Below are 15,591 nucleotides of genomic sequence, written 5' to 3'. Positions count from 1 at the left end.
CGCCGCGGGCGGCCTCCGGCTCCAGGCCGAGCGAGGCCTCGATGCCATCCTCGAGGCCGACCTCGTGGTGGTCCCGGCCTGCATCATGGAGGGCTACGAGCAGCCCCGTGAACTGGTTGAGCACCTGGCCGAGGCGCACGCCCGCGGGGCCCGGGTCGCCGGCATCTGCTCCGGGGCGTTCGTCCTCGCCGAGGCGGGGCTGCTCGACGGACGCGAGGCGACGACCCACTGGATGTACGCCGAGGAGCTGCGTCGACGCTTCCCGCAGGTCCGGGTCAGCGAGGACGCCCTGTACGTCGACGAGGGCTCGGTCCTCACCAGTGCCGGCACCGCCGCGGGCCTCGACCTGTGCTTGCACATCGTGCGCAACGACTTCGGCTCGGCGCGCGCGATGGAGGTGAGCCGGCGGATGGTGGTGGCGCCGCATCGGGAGGGCGGACAGAGCCAGTATGCGCCGGCGCGTCTGCCCGACGCCGACGGCGAGTCCGGGCTCGCCCGCGTTCTCGACTGGGCCTCGAGCCGCCTGGCGGAGTCGCTCACGGTCGACGACCTCGCCGCCCAGGCAGGGATGAGCACCCGGACACTGGGTCGCCGCTTCGCGGAGGAGACCGGAACGACGCCGGTGCGATGGCTCAACGACCAGCGGATCGATCGGGCGCGAGCGCTGCTGGAGACCACCGATTTCTCCATCGATCGTGTCGCGCGCGAAAGCGGCCTCGGCACCGAGAGCAACCTGCGCCAGCACTTCCGCGACCGGCTCGACACGACCCCGTCGGCGTACCGGCGGGCGTTCAGCCAACCGGTCGTGAAACCGGTCTGACCAGGCGACTTTGGTCAGCCACACCTACGTGGCCGGACGCGCGCCGGTGCCCTAGGCTCGGGGCACTGCTCAGGCGGCGATCTTGACCTTGGTCTTCTGCTTCTTCTTGACCTTGACGAGCTTGCGCTTCTTGACGGTGTAGCCGTCGGGAAGAGTGCCCTTCTTCATCATGAGGATGGGACACCGCTTGCAGGCAGGCTTGCTGCTGCAGCACTTCTTCTTCGGTGTCGGTGGCACAGGCCTAGAATACCAGTGTGAGGTGAGCCTCGCCTAAGGCGAGAGAATGGGAGATGTGACACATGGCGGCACCAGCATTCGTCGCGAAGCTCAACGAGCAGCTCGGCTACGAGTTCGGCGCGCACCAGCAGTACGTCGCCATCGCGGCCCACTACGACGCGCTCACCATGCCGCAGATGGCCGCGCTGTTCTACCGGCAGGCCCTCGAGGAGCGTGACCACGCGATGATGATGGTCCAGTACCTCCTCGACGCCGACGAGACGCCGGTCATCCCCGCGCTCGATGCCCCCAAGGTCGACTTCGCGGACGTCGTCGCGCCGGTCACCGCCGCGCTCGCCCAGGAGAAGCGCGTCACGGAGCAGATCAACGAGCTGACCCGCATCGCCCGTGAGAACCACGACTACGCCTCCGACCAGTTCATGCAGTGGTTCATCAAGGAGCAGGTCGAGGAGGTCGCCAAGATGAGCGACCTGCTGGCGGTCGTCACGCGCTCCAAGGACGACTACGAGCGCATCGAGGACTGGGTCGCCCGGGAGGAGCCCAATGTCGAGCGCGACCCGACTGCGCCGCCCATCGCCGGTGCGTAGAGCCGCCGTCGCCTGCCTTGTCGTCCTCACGGCGACGCTCTCGGCATGTGGCAAGGACGCCGACAGCGGCTCCTCGTCGGACGCCACGGCACTGACGATCACGGTCGTCGCCGACGAGGGTGCGGACCCCAAGACGTACGAGCTGGAGTGCGACCCGACCGGCGGCGACCACCCTCAGCCGGCGGAGGCCTGCAAGGCGCTGGACGCCGCCGGAGCCAAGGTCTTCGAGCCGGTCGCTAAGGACCAGGCGTGCACCGACATCTACGGCGGCCCGCAGACCGCGACGGTCACCGGTACGTACGAGGGTGACGACGTCGATGCGGAGTTCAATCGCACCAACGGCTGTGAGATCGACCGCTGGGAACGGCTCGGCACGACGTTCTTCGATGTCCCGCTGCAGTGACCGCCGGGACTTGCTGGGCTAGAACAGCCTGAGGCTCGGGTCGTCGATGCCGCGGAGCTCGTCGTAGTTGACGACGACGCACTCGATGCCGCGATCGGCCGCCAGCACGCGCGCCTGGGGCTTGATCTCCTGCGCCGCGAAGATGCCGCGGACGGGGCGCAGCGCGGGGTCACGATTCATCAGATCGAGGTATCGCGTCAGCTGCTCGACGCCGTCGATGTCGCCGCGGCGCTTGATCTCGACCGCGACCGAGCTGTTGGAGCCGTCCTTGCAGAGCAGGTCGACGGGGCCGATGGCGGTCATGTACTCCCGGCGTACGAGGCTCATGCCGGGGCCGAGCGCCGTCGTGTGCTCGGCGAGGAGCTCCTGCAGGTGCTTCTCGACGCCGTCCTTCTGCAGGCCGGGGTCGATGCCGAGCTCGTGTGCCGAGTCGTGCAGGACCTCCTCGATGCGGATGCGCAGGGTGTCGTCGGTCTTGCCCGCGGTGACGGTCCACTCGGTGACGCCGTCGTCGGCGAGGCCCTCGCGGAGCGTGCACGGAGGACTCATCCAGTTGAGCGGCTTGTAGGAGCCACCGTCGGAGTGGATCAGCACCGAGCCGTCGTTCTTGACCATGATGAGCCGCGTGGCGAGCGGCAGGTGGGCGGCGAGCCGGCCGGCGTAGTCGACCTGGCACCGTGCGATGACAATCCTCAAGCTACTGCCTCGTGAGCGTGCCGAGCTTGAACACGAGGGTCTCGCCCTCGATCGTGCCGGTGTCGGTGTTGCCGTCGTCGCCGACCAGGGACACCGTCGAGCCGTCCACGGTGTACTTGCCGACGCGGAAGTCCGTCACACCCTCGAAGTCCTCGACGTACGTGCCGTCGTCGTTGAAGTGCACGACCCACGAGGCATCGACGTCGTGCCAGTCGCCGACGAGCCCGGACGCGGCATCGTTTGTCGGTTCGGCTGTCGGCGTGGTCGGGCTGCCGGTCGTGCTCGTCTCGCTGGTCGCGGGCGTGTCGGCGGGATCGTCTCCCTTGCCACACGCGCCCAGCCCTAGCAGGGTAACGGCCACGATGGCTGTAACCATCGTCATACGTCGATTCATCGTTCTCCCATGGAGCCAGCGGCGCGGTCAGGTTAGTCTGACACGACCCGCTTATTACTCAGGAGTAGCCATGCAGGAAATCGTCGAGAAACTGGGCGCGAACGACAAGGCCGCCGGCATTGCCCGCGCATTGCTGCTGCCCTACCTCAACCACGCAGCCACGATGTACGAGAGCGGCTACGCGACCCACGACGACATCGATGCCGCGATGCGGTTCGGCTGCGGCTACCCGATCGGCCCGCTGGCGCTGATCGACGCGCTGGGCCCGCAGACCGTCGCGACCGGCCTCGAGAAGCTGTACGCCGAGACCGGCGACGAGCTTCACCAGCCCGTGAGCATCCTGACCAAGATGGCCGCCGACCAGATGACCTTCGCCCAGGCGGTCGGCGACGACGAGGTCGACTCGCCCCAGCTGCGCCACGAGATCGAGACGGTCGGTGTGGTGGGCACCGGCACGATGGCGTCCGGCATCGTCGAGGTGTTCGCCAAGGCCGGCTACGACGTCGTCTACGTGGGCCGCAGCGCCGACAAGCTCGAGGGTGTCCAGGCCCGCATCACCAAGAGCCTCGACAAGGCGATCGCACGTGGCAAGCTCGACGAGGACGGCAAGTCTGCCGTGCTCGCGAGGCTCAGCGGCTCGACCGAGCGCGAGGCCCTCGCCGGCGCCGACATCATCGTCGAGGCGATCGCCGAGGACCTCGACATCAAGCTCCAGCTGTTCCGCGACCTCGACCGCATCGCCAAGCCCGGCGCAATCCTGGCGACCACGACGTCCTCGCTGTCGATCACGTCGTGCGCGGCCGTGACGTCGCGGCCCCAGGACGTCATCGGCATGCACTTCTTCAACCCGGCGCCGGTCATGAAGCTCGTCGAGGTCGTGACCGCCGACGAGACGACGCCCGAGGTCGCCGAGACCGTACGAGCCCTGTGCCTGTCGACCGGCAAGCACCCCGTGTCCTGCGGCGACCGCGCCGGCTTCATCGTCAACGCGCTGCTGTTCCCGTACCTCAACGATGCGATCAAGCTGCACGAGGCCGATGGCGGCTCGCTCACCGAGATCGACGACGCCATGAAGTCGACCAAGCTGCCCATGGGGCCGTTCGAGCTGCTCGACGTCGTGGGCAACGACGTGTCGCTGGCGATCCAGGAATCCCTCGTCAGCACGTTCGGTCATGCGGGCTGGGTGCCGGCGCCGACTCTGCAGAAGCTGGTCGCTGACGGAAAGCTCGGTCGCAAGACCGGGGCGGGCTTCCACACGTACTGATCAGCCAAAAGTTACGCGAATCGGGCGAGAGTTCTTTTTCCTGCGACGCCGGTAACCGCGGGGTCACGATCTCGTTGCACTGTCCAGAGGGGTAACGCGGACAGGAGCATCGATGATCAGCATGTCGCCCGTGATCGTCGCTGCGCGCATGGTGCGAATCGCGGCCATCGTGTGCGCCGCGGGATTGCTGGTGGGATACATCGCGGTGTCGTCGTTCTCGAGCCGCTACGGTGCCTCGACGCCGATGATCCTCGACAGCACGAGCAACGAGACGGCCCTGTCGGCCGCGATCCTGAAGCAGGAGTCCGCCGGGCTCACCTGCACCGAGAAGCCCGCGCTGACCGACGTCGTGCTGTTCCAGCGGGAGGGCAAGGACGAGGTTGACGTGCTGACGTTCGACGAGGCGCTCGAGGCGTCCGGCGCCCGAGAAGGCTGGATCAGGCGCTACTGCGTCTAGGCGGGACCTCCTCCGTAGACTGGAGGCATGTCCCGCCGTCGCGTCGCCCACCGTGCGCACCCGCCGCTGCGGACCACGACGGAGCAGGTCGAGGACAAGTCCGACGGCTCCTGGTACGTCCGGCAGCTCCGCGGCTCAGGTGCCGCCAAGGACTACCGCTGCCCGGGTTGTGCCCAGCTGATCCGTCCGGCGACCCCGCACATCGTGGCGTGGCCGGTCCAGAAGGCCCTGCTGAGTGACGCAGCCATCGACGAGCGCCGGCACTGGCACACCGCCTGCTGGGCCAGGAAGCACTGAGGACCTACATGACCGAGAAGATCCGTGGCAACTCCGTGCTGCCCGCTCGCCGCGAACAGATCACCCTCGAGACCGCAGACGGTGTGAGCCTCGTGGGGGAGCTCGCGCTGCCCCCGGAGGGTGACCCCGTCGCGACGATGATCTGCCTGCACCCGCTGCCGACGCACGGCGGCATGATGGACAGCCACCTGTTCCGCAAGGCGTCCTACCGGCTGCCCGCCCTCGCCGGCATCGCGGTCCTGCGCTTCAACACCCGCGGCACCTCGAGCGTGCAGGGCACGAGCGGTGGAACGTTCGACAACGGCGTCGCCGAACGCTTCGACGTGGCCGCGGCGGTCGAGTACGCCGAGTTCGCCGACCTGCCGCACGTGTGGCTCGTCGGCTGGTCGTTCGGCACGGACCTCACCCTGATGTACGGCCTCGAGCCGATCGTCGAGGGCGCCGTGCTGCTGTCGCCGCCGCTTCGCCACGCGACCCCGGAGCACCTGCAGGCCTGGGCCGAGTCCGGCAAGCAGGTCACGGCGCTCATCCCCGAGCACGACGACTATCTGCAGCCTCCGGAGGCGCGGCAACGCTTCGCCGCGATCCCGCAGGCCGATGTCATCGCGGTGGATGGTGCCAAGCACCTGTGGGTCGGCGACTCCGAGCGCGTGCTCGACGAGATCACCCGCAAGCTGGCGCCGGGCGTCCCCGTGCCGTTGCCGGACACCTGGGACGGCCCGATGGAGCGCGCCGACTCCTCGGCCTACCGCGACCGCACGGTCGCGGCGTTCAAGGATGTGCCGCGCTAGCTGGTCTTCTCCTCGACCGCTTCGTCGGCGTCCCCGGCCTCAGCAGCCTTGTCCTCGACGGGCTCAGGAGCCTCAGGCTTGGCGTCCTCGGCCTTGGCCTCTTCGGGCTTGGCTTCCTTCGGCTTGTCCGCCTTGGGCTCGGCCTTGGTGTCCTGGGTGCTCGTGGGTGCGAACGTCGAGACGATGTCGCGCAGCTGACCCATCTGGGCCATGATGCCGTCGCGCTTGCGCTGCAGCTCCTCGACCTCGGCCCGGAGGACCCGGGTCTGACGCTCGGCGTCGGTCGTCGCGCTGACCCGGATGTGCTGGGCCTCGGCGCTCGCGCCTGACACCAGCTGGGTGGCCTCGGACTTGGCGTTGTCGAGCAGGCGGGCGGCCTCGGCGCTGGCGGCGTCGCGGGCCTTGGCGGCCTGCGCCATGATGTCGCGGGCCCGGTCGTCGGCAGCCTTGGCGCGAGCCTCGGCGTCCTTGACGAGCTTGGCGGTCTGCTCCGTCGCGGACGCGTGGTTCTCGGAGGCCTCGCGCGCCAGGCGCTCCTTCTCGACGGCGAGCACCCGGCGAGCCTCGGTGACCTCGCGGTCGGCCGCGGCACGGGCCTGCTCGACCTCGCGGGTCGCGCCGACGCGCATGTTCTGGGCATCCTGCTCGGCAGCAATCTTGAGCTGTGCGGCCTCGCGCTCGGCGTGGGCCCGCAGGTCCTCGGTGTGGGCGACCGCGTCGGCGTGCATCGCCTCGGCGTCCTCGAGGAGCTGCTTGCGCTTCTCCTCGAGCTCGACGACGGCGCGGCCGCGCATCTCCTCGGCCTCGTGGTTGGCGGCGGCGCGAACGATCGCGGCCTCCTCCTCGGCCTTCTTGACGAGCTCGTCGGCCTCGCGAATCGCGCGGTTGCGTACGTCCTCGGCCTCCTGCTCGGCCAGGCCGAGCAGCTGGGCGGCGTGGTTGCCGAGGCCGGTGTAGGTCGGCTTCTCGACGGCCTCGACGCGGTCCTTGAGCTTCTCGATCAGGTCGCGGAGGTTCTCGTTCTCCGCCTGGACGGACTTGAGGCTCTCGGCAGCCTTCTGGAACTCGGCCGACTGGGTGCGAACCCACGCGTCGACGGCGTCGCTGTCGTAGCCACCGCGGCGGGCGAGCGGGAAGGAAGCGTCGCCGGACTTCTCGGCGGCGTCGAAGATGGACAATCCGGTCTGGTCGGACATGCTGTTCCCATTCGTGGAAAAGAGGGGGTTGTCAGGTGTGGGGTCCACCATACCTGCCGTAAAGGAGCATCGACACGGCCGATCTCGCCCGCCCCCGCAGGGATGTCCGGAGTGTGGACAGCGGCGATCAGACGCCGCGGAACCGGTTGATCTTGTCGATGTGCAGGGCACGCTTTTCGGCGTTGCGTACGCCTAGTCCCTCCTCGGGTGACAGGCACAGCACGCCGACCTTGCCCTGGTGGAGGTTGTGGTGCACGTCCAGCGCGGCCTGGCCGGTCTCGGCGAGGGGATAGACCCGCGACACGGTCGGGTGGATCAGGCCCTTGTCGATCAGCTTGTTGGCCTCCCACGACTCGCGGTAGTTGGCGAAGTGCGAGCTGATGATCCGCTTGAGGTTCATCCAGAGGTAGCGGTTGTCGTACTGGTGCATGTAGCCCGACGTCGATGCGCAGGTCACGATCGTGCCGCCCTTGCGCGCGACGTAGACGCTGGCGCCGAACGTCTCACGGCCCGGGTGCTCGAACACGATGTCGGGGTCGTCGCCACCGGTGAGCTCACGGATCTTCTTGCCGAAGCGCTGCCACTCCTTGGGGTCCTGGGTGTTCTCGTCCTTCCAGAACTTGTAGTCCTCGGCGGAGCGGTCGATGACGAGCTCGGCGCCCATCTTCTTGACGATCTCGGCCTTCTCCGGCGAGGAGACGATGCACACCGGCGTCGCGCCGCCGTTGAGCGCGAACTGCGTGGCGTACGAGCCGAGGCCGCCGGAGGCGCCCCAGATCAGGACGGTGTCGCCCTGCTTCATGTTGGCGCCGTTGGTGGAGACGAGCTGCCGGTATGCCGTGGAGTTGACCAGGCCGGGACTCGCCGCCTCTTCCCACGTGAGGTGGTCGGGCTTGGGCATCAGCTGGTTGGCCTTGACGATCGCGAGCTGGGCGAGCCCGCCGAAGTTGGTCTCGAAGCCCCAGATGCGCTGCTCGGGGTCCATCATCGTGTCGTTGTGGCCGTCGGGTGCCTCGAGCTCGACCGACAGGCAGTGGGCGACGACCTCGCGGCCGGGCTTCCACTTGTTGACGCCGGGGCCCGTGCGCAGCACGACGCCGGCCAGGTCGGAGCCGACGACGTGATAGGGCAGGTCGTGGCGCTTGGTGTACTCGCTCAGGCGGCCGTAGCGCTCGAGGAAGCCGAACGTCGGGACCGGCTCGAAGATCGAGGTCCATACGGTGTTGTAGTTGATCGCGCTCGCCATGACGGCGACGAGCGCCTCGCCGGGGGCGAGCTCGGGGATCGGGACGTCGTCGAGGTGCAGGCTCTTGCGCGGATCCTTGTCGCGGCTCGAGAGGCCCTCGAACATGTCGACCTCGTCCTTGTGGACCGTGATCCCCTGGTACGACTCGGGGAGCGCGATGGCTCCGAATTCCTCCGGGGCGGTGTCGCCGGCAAGGATGGCGTCGAGAATGTTCTGCACGTCAGGGATCCTTCGGTCGGGGGCACGCGGGCGTTTCCGTGATGTTACTAAGCGTTAACTACAGGGGCCATGGCTGCGGCCTGTGATCCCGACCTCAGTGGGTCAGTGCGAAGCGGCCGGCTCGACGAGCTCGACCAGCACGCCTCCCGCATCCTTCGGGTGCACGAAGTTCACGCGCGAGTCCGAGGTCCCGCGCTTGGGGGCGTCGTAGAGGAGCCGGACGCCGCGCTCACGGAGGATCGCCGAGACGGCCTCGATGTCGGCGACGCGATAGGCGAGCTGCTGGATGCCCTGGCCGTTGCGCGCGAGGAACTTGGCGATCGTGGAGTCGTCGCTGAGCGGCGCGAGGAGCTGGATGCGCTGGTCGGAGTCGCCGACGGCGAGCATCGCCTCGCGTACGCCCTGCTCCTCGTTGACCTCCTCGTGCACCGAGTGCAGGCCGAACGTCGAGGCGTAGAACTCGAGGGCGTCGTCGAGATCCGGCACCGCGATGCCGACGTGGTCGATCGCGAGGAGGAGGTGGTCGGGGACGAGGGGGCTGTCGGGCATGGACACGAGGGTATGGCACCGGGATGGGACTGCGGCGTGATCCATCGCACAGAACCGGGCGCTGACGTTACCTCTGAGTAAAGTGGGAAGCAGTGTCTTTTCAAAGACGTGTCTTGCGAAGGAGCAACCCCCATGACCCAGTCCGTGATCGTCGCCGGTGCGCGAACCCCGATCGGCCGCCTCCTCGGTGGCCTCAAGTCTCTCTCGGGGTCGGACCTGGGTGGTCTGGCCATCAAGGGAGCCCTCGACAAGGCAGGTGTGACCGGCGACCAGGTCGACTACGTGATCATGGGGCAGGTTCTTGGTGCCGGTGCCGGCCAGGTGCCCGCCCGCCAGGCCGCGTTCAAGGGCGGCATCCCGCTGACGACGCCCTCGATCACGATCAACAAGGTGTGCCTGTCGGGCATCAACGCCATCGCGCTCGCGGACCAGCTGATCCGCGCCGGTGAGCACGAGATCATCGTCGCCGGTGGCCAGGAGTCGATGACGCAGGCGCCCCACATGCTGCTGGGTTCGCGCGAGGGCACCAAGTACGGCGACACCAAGCTGACCGACCACATGGCGTACGACGGCCTGTGGGACGCGCTCACTGACCAGGCGATGGGCGGGCTCACCGAGCAGATCAACGCCGACGGCGCCAAGCTGAGCCGCGAGGAGCAGGACGCGTTCAGCGCCCGTTCGCACCAGCTCGCCGCGACGGCGCAGAAGAACGGCGTCTTCGACGAGGAGATCGTCCCGGTCGAGATCCCGCAGCGCAAGGGCGACCCGATCGTGATCAGCGCCGACGAGGGCGTCCGCGGCGACACGACCACCGAGTCGCTCGGCAAGCTGCGCCCCGCCTTCAACAAGGAGGGCACCATCACGGCCGGCTCCGCCAGCCAGATCTCCGACGGTGCGGCCGCGGTCGTCGTCATGAGCAAGGCCAAGGCCGAGGAGCTCGGCCTGTCGTGGATCGCCGAGATCGGCGCCTCCGGCGTCGTCGCGGGCCCCGACTCGAGCCTGCAGATGCAGCCGGCCAACGCGATCGCCAACGCCGCCGCCAAGGAGGGCATCGAGGTCAGCGACATCGACCTGTTCGAGCTCAACGAGGCCTTCGCCGCTGTCGGCATCGAGAGCGCCCGTGCCCTCGGCATCTCAGAGGACAAGGTCAACGTCAACGGTGGAGCGATCGCGCTGGGCCACCCGATCGGTGCCAGTGGCGCGCGCATCGTGCTCCACCTCGCGCTCGAGCTGGGCCGCCGTGGTGGCGGCATCGGCGCGGCCGCCCTGTGCGGCGGCGGCGGTCAGGGTGACGCCCTGATCATCCGCGTCCCCCAGAAGTAGCCGTCAGACGGTGAGCCGAGGCAGCCGCGCCATTCCGGTCGCCGAGCTCGTGGAACGTGCGCGAGCCGGCGAGGCCCGGGCGGTGGCGCGGCTGATCTCGTTGGTCGAGGACCGCTCGCCGTTGCTGCGTGAGGTCAGCGCGGCGCTGACCCCGCACACCGGGTCGGCCCACATCGTGGGCATCACGGGGTCGCCGGGGGTCGGCAAGTCGACGTCGACCTCGGCCCTCGTCACCGCGCTGCGAGCCCAGGGCAAGCGGGTCGGCGTGCTCGCGGTCGACCCGACCTCGCCGTTCTCCGGCGGAGCCCTGCTCGGTGACCGCGTACGCATGCAGGACCACGCGACCGACCACGGTGTCTACATCCGGTCGATGGCGAGCCGGGGCCACCTCGGCGGCCTCTCCGCGTCGGCGCCGCAGGCCCTGCGGGTGCTGGATGCTGCGGGCTGCGACGTGGTGCTGGTCGAGACGGTCGGCGTGGGGCAGTCCGAGGTCGAGATCGCCGGGCTCGCCGACACGACGCTCGTGCTGCTCGCACCGGGCATGGGCGACGGAATCCAGGCCGCCAAGGCCGGCATCCTCGAGATCGGTGACATCTTCGTCGTCAACAAGGCCGACCGTGACGGCGCCCAGACGACGCGTCGCGAGCTGCGCTCGGTCATCTCGATGACCGCGCGGGACGACAGCGTGTGGAAGCCGCCGATCGTCCTGACCGTCGCGACCAGGGGAGAGGGTGTCGACGAGGTCGCGGAGCAGATCACCGCTCACCGCGCCTATCTCGGAGAGTCCGGCGAGCTCGAGCGCCGGCGGTTGGCCCGGCTGCGGCGAGAGATCGAGGCGCTGGCACTGACCGAGGTGCAGTCGAGGTTCGCGGGACTGTCGGGCGATGCCCGGCTCGACGCCCTCGCGGAGCAGGTCCTGGCCGGCGAGACCGACCCGTTCGCGGCCGCCGACACCCTTGTCGAGCACGTCTGACCGGAAATTTCCGCTGCACGGCCACTCCCGGCGCGCCTTCACGGGTTGTTTGGCGGTCTTCGACACAATGGCGATGTGCTGAAGAAGGTATTTGTCCTGCTGCTCGTCGGCTTTGCGATCTATTACCTGCTGTCGACCCCGGCCGACGCCGCCGACTTCGTGAGCAGTTCGTTCGGCGGCATCATGGACGCCTTCCAGCGGGTCGGTGTGTTCTTCAACGAGCTCGTCAACTAGGTCCCTGATGTTCCGGGCGCTGCTCGACCGATTGCCCGACCAGGAGATCGACAGCCATCTCCTCGCCGAAGAGGGTGAGGTCGTGATCGACCTCGTGCGCCACCACAACATCGTGTTCTGGAAGCCGATCGCCGAGGGCGTCGGCACTGCCGTGCTGTGGATCCTCGCTGTTGTCGGCCCGATCCAGCTCGGCTGGCTCCTCATCATCGGCGGCCTGGTCCTTGCGCTGCACGCGCTCTACATCGCGATGCGCGAGCGCCGCGACATCTTCGTCGTCACCAACATGCGGGTGTTCAGGGCGACCGGCGTGTTCTCGGTCCGCATCGCCACGATGCCGATCTCCCGCATCCTCGACATCACGGTCGAGAAGCCGTTGCTCGGTCGCCTGCTGGGCTACGGCCACTTCATCTTCGAGTCGGCGGCCCAGGCCCAGGGGCTCCGCCACATCCGTTACGTCGGCGATCCCGATGCCCGTGATCTCACCATCCAGCGAGTCGTGCAGCGCTCGGGTCTGCGCGGCCGCACGATCGAGCAACGCCTGTTGGAAGGGAGCTGACCGACCCCCAGAGCGTCCACCCGCCACGTCGTTCGCGCCGGTTCATACACTGGGCGCATGAACTTCTCGCGCCCCGGCGCCATCGACCTCTCCGCGCTGAAGCAGCCGCAGGCCCGCCCCGGGCAGCCCGCTGCCGGCGGCGGTGGATCGTACGTCGTCGACATCACCGAGCAGAACTTCCAGACCGCGGCCCTCGAGGCGTCGATGAGCCATGTCGTCGTCCTGAGCCTCTGGTCGCCGCGCTCGCCGCAGAGCGAGAGCTTCAACGCGATGCTGGGCGGCCTGGTCTCGCAGTACGGCGGCCAGATCGTGCTGGCGCAGGTCGACATCGACGCCAACCCGGCGATCGCGCAGGCGCTCCAGGCCCAGGCGGTCCCGCTCGTCGTGGGCCTGGTCAAGGGCCAGCCCGTCCCGCTGTTCCAGGGCACGGTCGAGGAGGCCGAGGCGCGCCGCTACTTCGACGAGCTCGTCAACGTCGCCGCCCAGAACGGCGTGACGGGCCGTGCACAGCCGACCGGTGACGCCGCCGAGGTCCCCGAGGAGGCGGAGGAGCCCGAAGACCCCCGGTTCGCGGCCGCGGACGCCGCGTTCGCCGCGAGTGACTTCGACACCGCCGTCGCGGAGTACGAGAAGCTCCAGGCGCAGTACCCCGCCGACACCGAGGTCTCCGAGCGTCTCGCCGGGGTCAGGCTGCTCGCCCGTACGCAGGGCGTCGACCTGCAGGCCGCTCGCTCGGCCGCCGCGGACGACCCCGACGACCTGGACGCGCAGATGCTGGTGGCCGACCTCGATGTCAGCGGCGGTCACGTCGACGACGCGTTCGACCGGCTGATCCAGCTCGTCAAGCGCACGTCCGGCGACGATCGCGAGCGCGTACGCCAGCGGCTGCTCGACCTGTTCACGGTCGTCGGCATCACCGACCCGCGCGTCGCAACGGCTCGCCGGGCCCTGGCGTCGGCGCTCTTCTGATCGATTCGGTGGCGTTCAGGCAGGTCTGCCTGTCTGAACGGCGCCTCGAACCCCGATAGGCTCACGGCGGCGTCAGTCGTAGATGCCCGGGAGCGAGAGTGGACATGCGGACGAGGCTGAGTTGGGCGCTTTCGGTGCTCGGCGTCCTCGTCGCGCTCCTCGGCACGGGGGTCATGGTCCTGCTGGGCCCCGACAGCCGGTTCTCGACCGGCCCGCACCCGATCGACACCGACGGGATCGCGATCGTCACGGCCCCCAAGGTCATCTCCTGGGCCGACGTCCAGGTCGACCTGCTCGCCGAGGTACCGGTCCGCAAGCCCGTCTTCGTCGGCCTGGGCAACAGCGTCGACGTCGCGAACTATGTCGGCAAGACACAGCGGCTCGAGGTCACCAGCTTCGAGACGCCGTGGAAGCCACGCACCCGTGAGCTGAAGGGCCAGGCCAACCTGCCGGGCGCACCGACCGCGCTCGACTGGTGGATCGACCAGTCCGCCGGCCTCGGCGGTGCCAGCATCAGCACGCAGCTGCCCGACGAGACCGTGTCGCTGGTGATCCTCTCGGTCGGCTCGACCAACCTGTCGGGTGTCGAGGTCTCGCTGGCGTACGGGATCAAGGGTGGCTTCTACAAAGGCCTGAGCCTGCTGCTGCTCGGCCTCGCCGCCGTGTGGTCCGGCTGGTGGCTCCGCCGCGACGCCGGGATGTGGCTGGCATACGAGGAAGGCCCGATCATCGAGGAAGAGGTCGTGTACGTGTACGTCGACGAGGACGGCGTCGAGCACGAGATGTCGGCCGAGGAGGCGCAGGAGTACGACGTCGTCGAGGAGTCGGTCGAGGTGGTCGGGCCGCCGCCCGACATCGTCGAGCCGGAACCCGTCGTCGAGCCGGAACCCGTCGTCGAGCCGGAACCCGTCGTCGAGCCGGTGACGCCACGGATCCCGGGCGTCATGACGGCGGCAGAGATCGTGGCAGCGCCCGACTCGGCGCCGGAGCCCGTACAGGAACCCGAGCCCGAGCCGGAGCCCGAGCCGGAGCCCGAGCCGGAGCCTGAGCCTGAGCCCGAGCCTGAGCCCGAGCCGGAACCTGAACCGGCCGGCGACGAGCGGGTCGTCTACGTCTTCGTCGACGAGGACGGCGTGGAGCACGAGGTGGGCGAGGACGAGCTCGGCGACTTCGAGATCGTCGACGACGAGGACGAGTCATGAGGCGACTCGTCCTTCTGGTCCTGGCCAGCGCGCTGGCGCTGTCGGCCTGCGCCGTCCCGCACAAGCGCGGCGACGTCGTGGTGGAGAAGACCGCGGCGCGTACGGCCGAGATCGCGGCGGTGTTCAGCCAGTACCGGAAGGTTCGCAACACCGCGATCGAGCTGCTCGACGCCAAGCCGCTGTCGATCGTCGAGAGCGGGCCCGTGCTGGCGATCGACTCCGGCTCGTTCGAGGTGTCGCAGCGGCTGGCCAAGACGCAGAAGCAGGACACCGCGTCGGTCGAGGTGACCGATGTGCAGACGCCGCGATTCGGGAAGTACCCGTTGTGGTTCTTCGCGGTCGTGCGCGACAAGTCGGCGGGCGTCAACCGCGTTCAGATCTTCGAGCGGGAGACCGCCGTCGATCCGTGGCTGCTCGTGGCGAGCCCCGAGACGCTTGCCGACACACCGATCCCGGAGATCCGTCGCGGGGGTTCCGCGGCCCTGACCGTCAAACCCGACGACGGTGTCGGGATGTCGATGTCGGCAACCGAGGCCGCGAAGGCGTACGCCCAGACCCTCGCCGATGCTGCATCGCCGGAAGCCGACCAGGTGGCTGACGACGCGTTCATCAAGCAGATGCGGACGACCGCGGAGAACAACTCCAAGCTCGAGGGCGTGACGTTCTCGCAGTCGTGGGGCCATGACCCGGTGAAGCACGTGCTGCGCACGTCCGACGGGGGAGCGCTGGCGTTCGTCACCCTCCGGCGACTCGACACGTACGAGGTCAAGCCCGGGCTCACGGTCAGCTGGCCGGAGGGCACTCCGCAGCAGGCGTTCCTGTCGTCAGGGATCTCCAGCGCGGGCAAGCTGCGCTACTACCACCAGGTGTTGATGCACATCCCCGGCGGCAGCGGAAAGCCCCGCGCGATCGGCCAATACGGCGGAGTTGTCAGCGCCGACTCGCAGTGAGGTGCGAAATGAGTCCGTTACCCGGTAGCATGGTCTTGTTGCACGACGTTGGATTCTACGGCTGATCAAGTTCCGCAAGGTAGCTTAGTTCTTCTCGCAGGTTGGATGTGTGTCGCGACAGTCGCTCGCGAAAGGCGTGAGCGGCACTCGCCAAAGAGGAGAAACAAACATGGCTACAGGAACCGTCAAGTGGTTCAACGCTGACAAGGGCTTTGGATTCATCGCCCC

The 15,591-nt window shown here is 68.6% G+C and carries 21 protein-coding genes; 15 read left to right on the top strand and 6 right to left on the bottom strand.

The features are described 5' to 3' along the window. Positions 1-820: GlxA family transcriptional regulator (locus V6M46_RS16320; protein ID WP_332667010.1), on the top strand; the 820-nt coding region annotated here is incomplete at its 5' end. Between the two features lie 69 nt (positions 821-889). On the opposite strand, the gene V6M46_RS16315 is transcribed toward V6M46_RS16320, so the two are convergent. Then, a complete protein-coding gene (locus tag V6M46_RS16315) occupies positions 890-1,057 on the bottom strand; it encodes a hypothetical protein (protein ID WP_332667008.1) in 168 nt (55 codons plus the stop codon). Between the two features lie 62 nt (positions 1,058-1,119). Between V6M46_RS16315 and V6M46_RS16310 the strand changes: the two genes are divergently transcribed. Further along, positions 1,120-1,644 carry a ferritin gene (locus V6M46_RS16310; RefSeq protein ID WP_332667006.1) on the top strand — a complete coding sequence of 175 codons (525 nt, stop codon included), beginning with the start codon at positions 1,120-1,122 and terminating at the stop codon, positions 1,642-1,644. Next, positions 1,637-2,047, top strand: coding sequence for an SSI family serine proteinase inhibitor (locus tag V6M46_RS16305; RefSeq protein WP_332667004.1), 411 nt, complete (start codon positions 1,637-1,639; stop codon positions 2,045-2,047). The genes V6M46_RS16310 and V6M46_RS16305 overlap by 8 nt, the downstream gene beginning before the upstream one ends. An 18-nt stretch (positions 2,048-2,065) precedes the next feature. Here the strand turns inward: V6M46_RS16305 and nucS are convergent, their stop codons facing one another. After that, on the bottom strand, positions 2,066-2,743 hold the full coding sequence (gene nucS, locus V6M46_RS16300; RefSeq protein WP_332667002.1) for an endonuclease NucS: 678 nt from the start codon (positions 2,741-2,743) through the stop codon (positions 2,066-2,068). Between the two features lies 1 nt (position 2,744). After that, entirely contained in the window at positions 2,745-3,125 is a 381-nt protein-coding gene (locus V6M46_RS16295) for a hypothetical protein (RefSeq protein ID WP_332667001.1), read from the bottom strand. Between the two features lie 82 nt (positions 3,126-3,207). Here V6M46_RS16295 and V6M46_RS16290 point away from each other — a divergent pair, with 82 nt between their 5' ends. From V6M46_RS16290 to V6M46_RS16275, 4 genes are all read left to right on the top strand, one after another. Beyond that, complete coding sequence (locus V6M46_RS16290; protein WP_332666999.1) at positions 3,208-4,401, top strand: 3-hydroxyacyl-CoA dehydrogenase family protein; 1,194 nt, start codon at positions 3,208-3,210, stop codon at positions 4,399-4,401. 112 nt (positions 4,402-4,513) lie between these two features. Next, positions 4,514-4,858 (top strand): hypothetical protein, encoded by a 345-nt coding sequence (locus V6M46_RS16285; RefSeq protein ID WP_332666997.1) that lies wholly within the window; start codon positions 4,514-4,516, stop codon positions 4,856-4,858. A gap of 27 nt (positions 4,859-4,885) precedes the next feature. Beyond that, positions 4,886-5,155, top strand: coding sequence for a hypothetical protein (locus V6M46_RS16280; RefSeq protein WP_332666996.1), 270 nt, complete (start codon positions 4,886-4,888; stop codon positions 5,153-5,155). Positions 5,156-5,163: 8 nt separating this feature from the next. Continuing rightward, positions 5,164-5,946: an alpha/beta hydrolase gene (locus V6M46_RS16275; RefSeq protein ID WP_332666995.1), complete on the top strand. Its 783-nt coding sequence runs from the start codon at positions 5,164-5,166 to the stop codon at positions 5,944-5,946. Here the strand turns inward: V6M46_RS16275 and V6M46_RS16270 are convergent. From V6M46_RS16270 to mce, 3 genes are all read right to left on the bottom strand, one after another. Further along, the gene (locus tag V6M46_RS16270; RefSeq protein WP_332666993.1) at positions 5,943-7,142 is read right to left on the bottom strand and encodes a hypothetical protein; all 1,200 of its coding nucleotides are present in this window, start codon (positions 7,140-7,142) and stop codon (positions 5,943-5,945) included. The two genes, V6M46_RS16275 and V6M46_RS16270, sit on opposite strands and share 4 nt — an antisense overlap. A gap of 127 nt (positions 7,143-7,269) precedes the next feature. Beyond that, positions 7,270-8,607 carry a crotonyl-CoA carboxylase/reductase gene (gene ccrA, locus V6M46_RS16265; RefSeq protein WP_332666991.1) on the bottom strand — a complete coding sequence of 446 codons (1,338 nt, stop codon included), beginning with the start codon at positions 8,605-8,607 and terminating at the stop codon, positions 7,270-7,272. A gap of 102 nt (positions 8,608-8,709) precedes the next feature. After that, complete coding sequence (gene mce / locus V6M46_RS16260; protein ID WP_332666989.1) at positions 8,710-9,156, bottom strand: methylmalonyl-CoA epimerase; 447 nt, start codon at positions 9,154-9,156, stop codon at positions 8,710-8,712. Between the two features lie 132 nt (positions 9,157-9,288). Here mce and V6M46_RS16255 point away from each other — a divergent pair, with 132 nt between their 5' ends. From V6M46_RS16255 to V6M46_RS19630, 8 genes are all read left to right on the top strand, one after another. Next, entirely contained in the window at positions 9,289-10,479 is a 1,191-nt protein-coding gene (locus tag V6M46_RS16255; RefSeq protein ID WP_332666988.1) for an acetyl-CoA C-acetyltransferase, read from the top strand. Between the two features lie 10 nt (positions 10,480-10,489). Then, positions 10,490-11,452: a methylmalonyl Co-A mutase-associated GTPase MeaB gene (gene meaB / locus V6M46_RS16250; protein WP_332666986.1), complete on the top strand. Its 963-nt coding sequence runs from the start codon at positions 10,490-10,492 to the stop codon at positions 11,450-11,452. A 75-nt stretch (positions 11,453-11,527) separates the two neighbouring features. Further along, complete coding sequence (locus tag V6M46_RS16245; RefSeq protein ID WP_332666985.1) at positions 11,528-11,686, top strand: hypothetical protein; 159 nt, start codon at positions 11,528-11,530, stop codon at positions 11,684-11,686. A 7-nt stretch (positions 11,687-11,693) separates the two neighbouring features. Then, positions 11,694-12,242 (top strand): PH domain-containing protein, encoded by a 549-nt coding sequence (locus tag V6M46_RS16240; RefSeq protein WP_332666983.1) that lies wholly within the window; start codon positions 11,694-11,696, stop codon positions 12,240-12,242. A gap of 57 nt (positions 12,243-12,299) precedes the next feature. Then, entirely contained in the window at positions 12,300-13,211 is a 912-nt protein-coding gene (locus V6M46_RS16235) for a co-chaperone YbbN (RefSeq protein WP_332666981.1), read from the top strand. 104 nt (positions 13,212-13,315) lie between these two features. After that, a complete protein-coding gene (locus V6M46_RS16230) occupies positions 13,316-14,413 on the top strand; it encodes a hypothetical protein (RefSeq protein WP_332666979.1) in 1,098 nt (365 codons plus the stop codon). Further along, on the top strand, positions 14,410-15,363 hold the full coding sequence (locus tag V6M46_RS16225; protein WP_332666977.1) for a hypothetical protein: 954 nt from the start codon (positions 14,410-14,412) through the stop codon (positions 15,361-15,363). The genes V6M46_RS16230 and V6M46_RS16225 overlap by 4 nt, the downstream gene beginning before the upstream one ends. Before the next feature lie 169 nt (positions 15,364-15,532). After that, positions 15,533-15,591 (top strand): cold-shock protein (locus V6M46_RS19630; protein ID WP_442880541.1); only part of this gene is annotated, 59 nt, incomplete at its 3' end.

Source organism: Aeromicrobium sp. (assembly GCF_036676885.1).
Lineage (GTDB): Bacteria > Actinomycetota > Actinomycetes > Propionibacteriales > Nocardioidaceae > Aeromicrobium.
The sequence above is the reverse complement of the archived record's forward strand: the minus strand, read 5'-3'. Positions and strand labels throughout refer to the sequence as shown.

Bases quoted from the DNA above. Each gene is read 5' to 3' on its own strand.
- V6M46_RS16255 (WP_332666988.1), top strand. From the start codon at position 9,289: ATGACCCAGTCCGTGATCGTCGCCGGTGCGCGAACCCCGATCGGCCGC.
- V6M46_RS16275 (WP_332666995.1), top strand. From the start codon at position 5,164: ATGACCGAGAAGATCCGTGGCAACTCCGTGCTGCCCGCTCGCCGCGAA.
- mce (WP_332666989.1), bottom strand. From the start codon at position 9,156: ATGCCCGACAGCCCCCTCGTCCCCGACCACCTCCTCCTCGCGATCGAC.
- V6M46_RS16295 (WP_332667001.1), bottom strand. From the start codon at position 3,125: ATGACGATGGTTACAGCCATCGTGGCCGTTACCCTGCTAGGGCTGGGC.
- V6M46_RS16290 (WP_332666999.1), top strand. From the start codon at position 3,208: ATGCAGGAAATCGTCGAGAAACTGGGCGCGAACGACAAGGCCGCCGGC.
- V6M46_RS16270 (WP_332666993.1), bottom strand. From the start codon at position 7,142: ATGTCCGACCAGACCGGATTGTCCATCTTCGACGCCGCCGAGAAGTCC.
- V6M46_RS16310 (WP_332667006.1), top strand. From the start codon at position 1,120: ATGGCGGCACCAGCATTCGTCGCGAAGCTCAACGAGCAGCTCGGCTAC.
- V6M46_RS16225 (WP_332666977.1), top strand. From the start codon at position 14,410: ATGAGGCGACTCGTCCTTCTGGTCCTGGCCAGCGCGCTGGCGCTGTCG.
- V6M46_RS16235 (WP_332666981.1), top strand. From the start codon at position 12,300: ATGAACTTCTCGCGCCCCGGCGCCATCGACCTCTCCGCGCTGAAGCAG.
- V6M46_RS16285 (WP_332666997.1), top strand. From the start codon at position 4,514: ATGATCAGCATGTCGCCCGTGATCGTCGCTGCGCGCATGGTGCGAATC.
- V6M46_RS16280 (WP_332666996.1), top strand. From the start codon at position 4,886: ATGTCCCGCCGTCGCGTCGCCCACCGTGCGCACCCGCCGCTGCGGACC.
- V6M46_RS16240 (WP_332666983.1), top strand. From the start codon at position 11,694: ATGTTCCGGGCGCTGCTCGACCGATTGCCCGACCAGGAGATCGACAGC.
- V6M46_RS16230 (WP_332666979.1), top strand. From the start codon at position 13,316: ATGCGGACGAGGCTGAGTTGGGCGCTTTCGGTGCTCGGCGTCCTCGTC.